The 9,172-nt window shown below is 75.3% G+C and carries 8 protein-coding genes and 1 pseudogene; 2 read left to right on the forward strand and 7 right to left on the reverse strand.

Annotated features, from left to right (window positions below; translation table 11 throughout):
• Nucleotides 1–789: DUF2786 domain-containing protein (locus tag ACIQOV_RS13685; RefSeq protein WP_401048339.1), on the forward strand; the 789-nt coding region annotated here is incomplete at its 5' end.
• A gap of 71 nt (nt 790–860) precedes the next feature.
• Nucleotides 861–1,973 (forward strand): ADP-ribosylglycohydrolase family protein, encoded by a 1,113-nt coding sequence (locus ACIQOV_RS13690; protein WP_401048341.1) that lies wholly within the window; start codon nt 861–863, stop codon nt 1,971–1,973.
• 16 nt (nt 1,974–1,989) lie between these two features.
• Here ACIQOV_RS13690 and ACIQOV_RS13695 read toward each other — a convergent pair whose 3' ends face one another.
• From ACIQOV_RS13695 to ACIQOV_RS13725, 7 genes and pseudogenes are all read right to left on the reverse strand, one after another.
• Complete coding sequence (locus tag ACIQOV_RS13695; protein WP_401048342.1) at nt 1,990–3,309, reverse strand: serpin family protein; 1,320 nt, start codon at nt 3,307–3,309, stop codon at nt 1,990–1,992.
• Nucleotides 3,310–3,364: 55 nt separating this feature from the next.
• Nucleotides 3,365–4,347, reverse strand: a pseudogene (locus ACIQOV_RS13700) (ADP-ribosylglycohydrolase family protein).
• 69 nt (nt 4,348–4,416) lie between these two features.
• Nucleotides 4,417–5,631, reverse strand: a complete 1,215-nt coding sequence (locus tag ACIQOV_RS13705) for a cytochrome P450 (RefSeq protein WP_401048344.1) — start codon at nt 5,629–5,631, stop codon at nt 4,417–4,419.
• 91 nt (nt 5,632–5,722) lie between these two features.
• A complete protein-coding gene (locus tag ACIQOV_RS13710) occupies nt 5,723–6,463 on the reverse strand; it encodes an SIR2 family NAD-dependent protein deacylase (protein ID WP_401048346.1) in 741 nt (246 codons plus the stop codon).
• 90 nt (nt 6,464–6,553) lie between these two features.
• Nucleotides 6,554–7,189 (reverse strand): hypothetical protein, encoded by a 636-nt coding sequence (locus ACIQOV_RS13715; RefSeq protein WP_401048347.1) that lies wholly within the window; start codon nt 7,187–7,189, stop codon nt 6,554–6,556.
• Between the two features lie 116 nt (nt 7,190–7,305).
• Nucleotides 7,306–7,986: a response regulator gene (locus ACIQOV_RS13720; protein WP_380351773.1), complete on the reverse strand. Its 681-nt coding sequence runs from the start codon at nt 7,984–7,986 to the stop codon at nt 7,306–7,308.
• On the reverse strand, nt 7,983–9,172 hold a 1,190-nt coding region (locus tag ACIQOV_RS13725), incomplete at its 5' end, for a sensor histidine kinase (protein WP_401048349.1). The genes ACIQOV_RS13725 and ACIQOV_RS13720, both read right to left, overlap by 4 nt.

The raw sequence follows: 9,172 nt of genomic DNA on the forward strand, positions 1-9,172 counted from the left end.
CCGATCGCCCCGGTGGGGCCCGCCCCCGGGCAGGCCGTCCGGGGGCGGCACTCGGCGCCGGTGACCGGCGAGCCGCGGATGCTGGCGCGGATCCGGGCGCTGCTGGCCAAGGCCGAGTCCACCGAGTACCCGGAGGAGGCCGAGGCGCTGACCGCCAAGGCCCAGCAGCTGATGGCCCAGCACAGCATCGACGACGCGCTGCTGGCCGCGGCCGGCGCCGACCGCGACACCCCGGCGGCGCTGCGGATCGGGGTGGACAACCCGTACGAGGGTCCCAAGACGATGCTGCTGGACGCGGTCGCGGCGGCCAACCGGTGCCGGGTGGTGTGGGCGAAGGAGTTCGGCTTCTGCACCGTGGTCGGCTTCGACGGCGACCTGGACGGCGTCGAGCTGCTCTACACCTCGCTGCTGGTGCAGGCCACCCACGCGCTCAACAAGGCCGGCTCCCGCAAGGACTCGCGCAGCAAGGCGTTCCGGCAGTCCTTCCTGGTCGCGTACGCGGCGCGGATCCGCGAGCGGCTGACCGCCGCGACCGAGCGCGCCACCAGCGCCGCCGCGGCCGGCCGGCACCTGCGCGAGGACGGCACCGAGGAGCAGCTGCTGCCGGACGAGCGGCTGCTGCCCGCGCTCGCCGCCCGCTCCGAGGCGGTGGACGAGCAGGTCGACCGGCTGTTCCCGAAGCTGGTCTCGCAGCGGGTGCGGGTCAGCGACGGCGTGGGCTGGGCGGCCGGACGCGCCGCCGCCGACCGGGCCGCGCTGCACGGACGCGCCGGTGCGATCCGCCGGTAGGGCCCGTCCCGCCGATCATTCCCCGGGGACCTGATAGAACGTAGTCCGCCACGAACGAAGGGGGACGCGACGTGACGGATCCGGCGGCGGAGTCGGGGTACCGGGACCGGGTGCGCGGAGCGCTGCTCGGCGGAGCGATCGGCGATGCGCTGGGCTGGCCGGTGGAGTTCCAGCAACTCCACCAGATCCAGGACCGGTTCGGGCCGCAGGGCGTGACCACGCTGCCGGCCGGGCCCGGGCCGGTCGAGGTCACCGACGACACCCAGATGACGCTGTTCACCGCCGAGGGTCTGATCCGCGGCTTCGTCCGCGGCTGGACGGGCGGCGGCGGCTCGGTGCCGGAGGCCGTCCACGGCGCCTACCGGCGCTGGCTGCGGACCCAGTACCAGGGTGCGCCGGACACCGAGCCGCAGCCCCGCCCGTACGACGGCTGGCTGCTGAGCCGGCCCTTCCTGTACGCGCGGCGGGCGCCCGGCAACGCCTGCCTGAGCGGGGTGGCCGAGCATCCGGTGTTCGAGGCGCCGTCCGCGATCGGGCTGCTGGGGCCGATCAACCCGGGTTCCAAGGGCTGCGGCACGGTGATGCGCTCGGCGCCGTTCGGGCTGGCCCGGCTCGGGGTCGAGCAGTCCTTCGGGCTGGCGGTGCAGTGCGCCCAGCTCACCCATGGACACCCGACCGGCTACCTCGCGGCCGGCGCCTTCGCGGCCCTGGTCGAGCGGCTCGCGGACGGCACCGAGCCGTGGGCGGCGGTCGGCGAGACGGTGGAGCAGATCCGCGAGCTGCCGAGTTCCAAGGAGACCGTCCAGGCGCTGGCCCGGGCGGTGCGGCTGGCCCAGGAGGCCGAGCCGGCCGCGGAGACGGTGGAGCGGGTCGGGCTCGGCTGGACCGCCGAGGAGTGCCTGGCCATCGCGGTGTACTCGCTGCTGGCGGCCACCCTGGACCCCGACCCGGTGCGCACCGCGCTGCTGCTGTCGGTGAACCACTCGGGGGACAGCGACTCGACCGGCGCGGTCTGCGGCAACCTGGTCGGGGCCGCGTACGGCGCCGCGGCGCTGCCCCCCGAGTGGGCCGGGGCGGTCGAGGGGCGGGCCGAGCTGCGGCAGGTCGCGGACGACCTGCTGGTGCTGTTCGGCAGCCGTGACCCGCTGCACCCCGGGCTCGGCGGGCGCTACCCCGCCTGGTGACCACCCGGCCCGGTGACTACCCCGCCTGCGGGTCGGTGACCTGGCCGAGGAACAGCGGCGCGCCGCCCCGGCTGTCCCGGATCAGGAACAGGAACGGCCGGTCGACGTACACCTGGACCGGCCGTTCGGCGTTCGGCGCCGCCATCACCTCCATCCCGACACCGCTGCCGGCCGCCGCGACCGTGCCGTCCTCGCCGACCTCGATCGTGGCCTTCTGCACCACCGTGCCGACGGCCAGCGGGTCCTTGGCGATGCCGCCGAAGTCGGCCGCGTCGAAGGCCGCCCGCACGCCGAGCGAGCGCAGCGCGGGGGTGAGCTCCTTCGAGGTGCCGAAGTGGAAGCGCGGCAGCCGGAGGTCGACCGGCCGCTCGGCGAGGGCCCCGAGGACGCGGTCGAGCTGGGGCTGGTCCAGGCCCTTGGCGAACGCGGCGAAGCCGCCCTGCGGGGGGACGATCAGGTCCATCACCAGCCCGCCCTCCGCGTAGGGCAGTTCGACGGCCTGCCAGGGCTCGCCGACGATCCCGCCGGAGCCGTCGGCGTACTTGAACTCCCCGGTCTGCCCCATCGTGGGGACGGCCGGGGCGGAGCCGTCGAGCTTGTGGAACGGGCGGTCGGCGGTGTGCGAGGGCGTGAAGGCGGAGGCCCACTTCGCCTTGAGGTACAGCGCGTCGGTGAGCACCAGCCGGGTGCTCGACGTGATCCCGTTCGAGCCGAACAGGTCCTTGATCCGGCCGTCGGTGGCCTTCTCCACCGCCGCGTTGACGGTCTTGCGGGCGCCGTCCGGGTCCTTGGCGAAGTCGGCCTGGTGGACCCCGGCGTCGAAGGCGGCGGCGAGGGTGGCGAGGTAGTCCGGCTCGACGGCCAGGCCCTGTTGGGTCCAGACGTCGTCGCTGCGGCGCAGGGTCAGCTGGTCGGTGGCCGGGACCGGCCGGTTCAGCGCGCCGGTGGCGAGCGCGTACTGCCGCGGGTCGAGCCCGGTGTGCAGGGCCTCGGCCAGTTCCCCGGCGGTGGCGCCGCGGGCTCCGGGCAGCAGCATGGCGAGCAGGGTGGCCAGGCCGGACGGGGAGACCACGAGGTTGCTCCCGGCGGCGTCCGGCTCGCTGGTCAGGGCGTGCAGGAGGTCCAGGCCGAAGGCGTCGGTGGCGGTCGCGGTGGCGGCCACCTGGGCCGGGTCGACGGCCGGCCGGCTCACGGGCGCGGACGCCCGGAGCTCCACGGGCGCGGCGGCCCCGGTGCTGCCGCAGCCGGCGAGCAGCGGCGTGGCGAGCGCGGCCGCGAGGAGCAGCGCCGCCGGGCGGCGGAGGGTGCGACGGGTTGCGGTGCTGCGGTTCGTCATGGCCCTTCGACGCGCCGTCCCGCCCACCGGTTCCGCCCGGCCGGCGTGCCCCGGATCAGTCCCAGAGCGCTCCGAACTCCAGCAGTTCGTCCCGGTGCTCGATCCGCTCCACCCAGTCAGCCGGCCAGGCCGCCTCGCCGTGGTGGGCGCCGGCGAAGGCGCCGGTCAGGCAGGCCAGCGAGTCGGAGTCGCCGCTGGAGCAGGCGGCCCGGCGGACGGCCGCCACCGGGTCGTCGGGCAGCAGCAGGAAGCAGAGCAGGCCGGTGCCGAAGGCCTCCTCGGCGACCCAGCCCTCGCCGGTGGCCAGGCACGGGTCGGCCTCGACGTCGGGGGCGGCGAGCGCCGCGTCCAGCCGGTCGAGCACCTGGAGGCACTCTCCCTCCTTGCCCGCCGACGGGCAGGAGGGGCCCATCAGCCGCGGGCGATGACGGCCTGCGGCGAGGAGCCGTACCAGCGGTCGGCGAGGTCGCCGAGCCAGAACGCGTCGTACCGCTCGCGGCTCGCCAGCGCGTACGCCCGCAGCACCGCGGGCAGTGCGGCGGGCGGGACGCCCTCGGCGAGCTTGCGCACGGCGTACGCGGTGAGGTCACTGGCGGCGAGCGCGGTCGGGTGGCCGTGGGTGAGCGCGGACTGCAGCTGGGCGGCGCCGGAGAGCTGCCGGGCGTCCAGGTCGCGGATCAGTCCGACCGGGGCGACCCGCATGTTGGCGCCGCAGCCCTTGGAGCCGACGTCGCTGGCCTGCTGCCAGCGGTACTCGTCGTGGCTGAGGCGCTGGCAGGCGCGCAGGCAGGTCATGCCGGGGGCACGGTTGTTCTGCGGGGAGCGCCACCAGTCGACGAACTCCTCGCGGACCGGCCGTTCCAGCCGCAGGGGCGTCAGGGTCCCACGCGCCAGGGCGGTGCGCAGGCCGCGGGCGAGGGCGAGCGTCATCTGGGTGTCGTCGGTGACCAGCGCCTTCTTCGGCAGCGGGAGCCGCCGCCAGTCCGGATGGTCGGCGGCGATCCGCTCGATGTCCTGGAACTCGGTCGGCCGGCCCATCGCGTCGCCGATCGCCAGCCCCAGCAGTGCCCCCGTCGCCTTGCCCACGGCAGTTCCCCCCTCTTCCCGTCACACCTCGACCAACAGCTCCTTGAGCCCGCGGATCACGTAGCCCGGGTTCCACTCGGGCTCGCGGACCAACCGCAGGCCCGGGGCCCGGCGCAGCAGCGTGCCGTAGGACTCGGTGAGCTCCAGTCTGGCGAGTGGGGCGCCCAGACAGAAGTGGATTCCGGCGCCGAAGGTGATGTGCGGGTTGTCGGTGCGGCCGAGGTCGAGGCGGTCCGGGTCGGCGAAGCGCTCGGGGTCGCGGTTGGCGGAGCCGAAGAGCAGGGCGATCTCGGCGCCGCGCGGGATGGTGACGCCGCGGACCTCGATGTCCTCCAGCACCCAGCGCTCGAACATCTGCAGCGGGGTGTCCCAGCGCATCAGCTCCTCGATCGCGGTGGGCAGCAGTGCGTCCACCGAGCCGCGCAGCCGGGCGAGCTCCCCGGGGTTGCGGAACAGCGCCCACCAGCCGTTGCCGGTGGTGTTGACGGTCGCCTCGTGGCCGGCGTTGAGCAGCAGCACGCAGGTGGAGATCATCTCCTGCTCGCTGAGCGCGTCGGAGCCCTCCTGGGCCTGGATGAGCGCGCTGATCAGGTCCGTCCCGGGGTTGCCCCGGCGCTCGCGGATCAGGGTGCGCAGGTAGTCGGAGAACTCGATGCTCGCGGTGACGGCCCGGCGGGCGGTCTCCTCGGTGGGGTTGAGCTCGAACATCCCGGTGATGTCGGCGGACCACGGCCGCAGCAGGTGGCGGTCGGCCTCCGGCACGCCGAGCATCTCGGCGATCACGGCGACCGGCAGCGGCTCGGCGACGGCGGAGATCAGGTCGCCGCCGCCGGCCGCGAGCAGCCGGTCGACCAGTTCGCCGGCCAGCCGCCGCACGGTGGGGCGCAGGCCCTCGACCATGCGCGGGGTGAAGGCCTTGGAGACCAGCCGGCGCAGCCGGGTGTGGTCGGGCGCCTCCAGGTCGAGCAGCCCGTGGTCGTTGAGGGTGTGGAAGGGCTCGTGCGCCGGGTCGGGCTCGGGGCGGCCGAACTCCTGGTGGCTGAAGCGGTGGGTGTAGGTGCGGCCGAGCCGCCGGTCGCGCAGCAGGGCGCTGACGTCCTCGTGGCGCGAGACGAGCCACTGGTTCGTGGGCTCGAAGTACGTCACCGGCGCGTGCTCGCGCAGTTCGGCGTACGCGTCGTACGGGTGGGCCACGAAGGCCGCCGACCAGGGGTCGAACTTCGCCGTCGTCGTCATCGGTCGATCACTCCAGGCCAGGAGGGGGGAAGCCGGAAAGATCATCGTACGCACGCGGTACGTCCGGGAACATGACCCTTCCGGCCCCCGCTCAGGCCCGTTCCAGGACAAGTCGGCGCACCAGCTTCGGCAGCGCCTGCGAGATCGGCTCCCGGATCACCTCGGCCGCGGCCTCGTCGTAGGGCGTCGGCTCGCCGTTCACGATGATCAGCTTCGCCCCGGTCCGCACCGCGTTGTACGGCAGCCCCGCCACCGGGAACACCTGGAGGCTGGTGCCGACCGCGATGAAGACGTCGCAGGCCCGGGCGACCGCGTCGGCCTGCCCGAGCACCTCCGGATCCAGGTTCTCGCCGAACATCACGATGCGCGGCTTGAGGATCCCCCCGCACTCCCGGCACGCCGGGTCCGGCTCGCCCGCCCCGACCCGGTCCAGCGCGTCCGCCATCGAACCGACCACCCGGCAGCGCAGGCACTGCGTCTCCCGCACGTTGCCGTGCAGTTCGAGCACCTTGCGGGCGGTCAGCCCGGACCTCTGGTGCAGCCCGTCGATGTTCTGGGTGAGCACCCGCAGCGGCAGCCCGGAGCGCTCCAGGTCGACCAGCGCCCGGTGCCCGGCGTTCGGCTCGGCGCCCAGCGCGCCCGTCTCCAGCCGCATCCGCCAGGCCCGCCGCCGGACCTCCGGGTCCTCCAGGTACGGCCCGATGGTGACCAGCTCCTGCGCCGACGGGTCCTTCTGCCACAGCCCCTGCGGGCCGCGGTAGTCGGGGATGCCGGAGTCCGTCGAGATGCCCGCGCCGGTGAGCACGGCGATCAGGGGGCGCTTCGCGTTCATACCCCGGACCGTACGGCCCGCGGCCCACGACCGGCCACCGAAAATCCGGGGGCGCCGAGCCGGGGCCCGCTTCGGGCCAGGACGCGCGTTTCAGGCCAGGGCGGCGCGCGGCGCGGCGGCCGGACGGGCCAGCGGGGCGAGCGCGAGCAGGTAGCAGGCGGCGGCGAGCGGGACGAGGGCCAGGTCGACGCCCGAGGCCAGGGTGCCGAGCAGCGCCAGCACCGGGCTCCACCAGCGCAGCGCCCGGGAGCGGCCCGCCGCGGCGGCGGTCAGCAGCGCCAGCAGGCCGACGTAGAAGAGCAGCGGGCCGACCTGGTAGACGACCGGCAGCACGCCCGGGACGTCCTGGACCCGGTCGAACAGCCGCGACTGCTCGGCCTTGTCCGCCGCCGCCAGCCCCACCACCAGGTCGATGCCGATCTGCGCCAGCGAGCAGAGCAACCCCGCGAAGGCCGTCCCCAGCGCCGCCCCGGCCGCGGTCCGCGCGGCCGTGCCGCGCGGGGCGAGCCGCCGGTGCAGGGCGAGGAGGACGGGGGCGAACAGCAGCAGCCCGGCGAGCATCGCGGTGTGCCCCGCCGTCCAGCCGGGGCCGGGCGCCCGGGAGCCCGGCACCAGGCGGATGCCGCCGTAGAGGGCCATCAGGGCGGGGGCGCCGACGACGGCGTACGGCGTGAGGCCGCTGAGGCGGGTGGGGCGGGTGTTCCGGGCATCCAGGGCGGTGTTCATCCGATGGTCTCCAGCGGTGTGGTCCGTTCCGACACCGCAGAGCCTCCCGGCCGGGGCCCTCGTCCCGGATCACCCGCACCGGCGAACCGGCCGCCTCCCCCGCACGGGGGAGCCCGTCAGGACTCCCCCGCCACCACCGCCCCGGCCTCGTACGCGAACACCACCGCGTGCACCCGGTCCCGCAGCCCGAGCTTGCTCAGCACATTGCTGACGTGCGTCTTCACCGTGTGCTCGCTGACCACCAGCTCGGCCGCGATCTCGGCGTTGGACAGCCCGCGCGCGATCAGCCGCAGCGTCTCCCGCTCGCGCAGGGTCAGCTGCTCCAGCAGCCGCGACGGCGGTCGCACCGCCCGCTCCGGCGCCCCCGGCCGACGGGCCGCGAACTCGCCGATCAGCCGCCTGGTCACCGACGGCGCGAGCAGCGCCTCCCCCGAGGCGACCATCCGCACCCCGTGCGCCAGGTCGTCCCGCCGGACGTCCTTGAGCAGGAAGCCGCTGGCGCCCGCGTACAGCGCGTCGAAGACGTAGTCGTCGATGTCGAAGGTGGTCAGCATGATCACCTTGGTCGACGGGAACTCGGCGCACACCCGGCGGGCCGCCTCCAGCCCGTCCATCACCGGCATCCGGACGTCCAGCAGCAGCACGTCCGGGCCGTGCGCGCGCACCGCCTCGATCGCCTCGGCACCGTCGCACGCCTCGGCCACCACCTCGATGTCCGGCTGCGCGTCCAGGATCATCCCGAACCCGGCCCGCACCAGCTCCTGATCGTCCGCGACGACCACCCGGATCGGCGTCATTCGTCCACCCTCTCCACCACCCCGCCCGTGCCCAGCGGCAGCCGGGCCCTCACCAGGAAACCCCTGCCCTCCGGCCCCGGCCCGGCCTCGGCCCGCCCGCCGCAGGCCGCCGCCCGCTCCCGGATGCCGACCAGACCGCGGCCGCCGGACCAGCCGACCACCGCACGGCCGGCCGCGGCCGGCACCCCGCGTCCGTTGTCCGAGACCACCACCTCCAGCACCTCCCCGGCCCGCCGCACCCGGACCGCGACCCGGTCCGCCCCGGCGTGCTTGACCGTGTTGGTCAGCGCCTCCTGCACGATCCGGTACGCCGCCGTCTCCACGTCGGCCGGCAGCGGACCCTCCTGCCCCGGAAGTTCGAGATCCACCCGCAGCCCCGCCGCGCGCACCCGGTCGGCCACCCCGGCGAGTTCGGCCAGCCGGGGCCGCGGCGCCAGCTGCCGGCCCGCCTCCGGGTCCTTCAGCACCCCCAGCACGCGCCGCAGCTGGACCATCGCGTCCCGGCCCGCGTCGGCGATGGTGTCGAACGCGCGGACGGCCCGGTCCGGATCACTGCGCACCACCACCGGCCCGGCCTCGGCCTGGATCACCATCAGCGAGACGGCGTGGGCCAGGATGTCGTGCATCTCCCGGGCGATCCGGGCCCGCTCCTCCGCCACCGCCCGGGCCGCGTCGCTCGCCGCCCGTTCGCCGGCCTCCCGGGCCCGCTCCGCCTGCACCCGGGCCAGCTGCCGCTGGGCGCGCACCAGCGAGCCGAACACGAAGGTGCCGACGGAGGTGACCAGGCTGAACAGCGCGCCGTTCGGCGAGTGGGTGCCCAGCACGTTGCCGACCACCACCACCGCCAGCACGCTCCACCGCACCCGCTCCGAGGACCGCTCCGCCACCGTGTAGAGGGCGACCACCCCGGACAGCGGCACCTGGGGGTTGGCCGAGTGCGCCACCACCGAGATCACCAGCGACGGCGCCGTCGCCAGCGCCAGCACCGTCAGCGGCCTCAGGCGCCGCCAGGGCAGCGGCAGCGCGGTCGCCACCGCGAGCAGGTGGATCCACCACGGGCGCACCGTGGTGTCCTGGGACACCGCCCAGAGCGCGACCCCGGCCGCCGCCACCGCCAGCAGCGAGTCCGGCAGGTACGGGCCGAACCCGTCCACCCGGCCGCGCAGGCGCACCGCACGCTCCACCC

Origin of the sequence: Kitasatospora sp. NPDC091257 (assembly GCF_044757675.1) — a bacterium.
GTDB lineage: Bacteria > Actinomycetota > Actinomycetes > Streptomycetales > Streptomycetaceae > Kitasatospora > Kitasatospora lactacystinica.

What these genes read in the sequence shown, in the direction of transcription:
- ACIQOV_RS13705 (WP_401048344.1), bottom strand. Translation starts at nt 5,631, where the DNA reads ATGACGACGACGGCGAAGTTCGACCCCTGGTCGGCGGCCTTCGTGGCC.
- ACIQOV_RS13720 (WP_380351773.1), bottom strand. Translation starts at nt 7,986, where the DNA reads ATGACGCCGATCCGGGTGGTCGTCGCGGACGATCAGGAGCTGGTGCGG.
- ACIQOV_RS13715 (WP_401048347.1), bottom strand. Translation starts at nt 7,189, where the DNA reads ATGAACACCGCCCTGGATGCCCGGAACACCCGCCCCACCCGCCTCAGC.
- ACIQOV_RS13695 (WP_401048342.1), bottom strand. Translation starts at nt 3,309, where the DNA reads ATGACGAACCGCAGCACCGCAACCCGTCGCACCCTCCGCCGCCCGGCG.
- ACIQOV_RS13710 (WP_401048346.1), bottom strand. Translation starts at nt 6,463, where the DNA reads ATGAACGCGAAGCGCCCCCTGATCGCCGTGCTCACCGGCGCGGGCATC.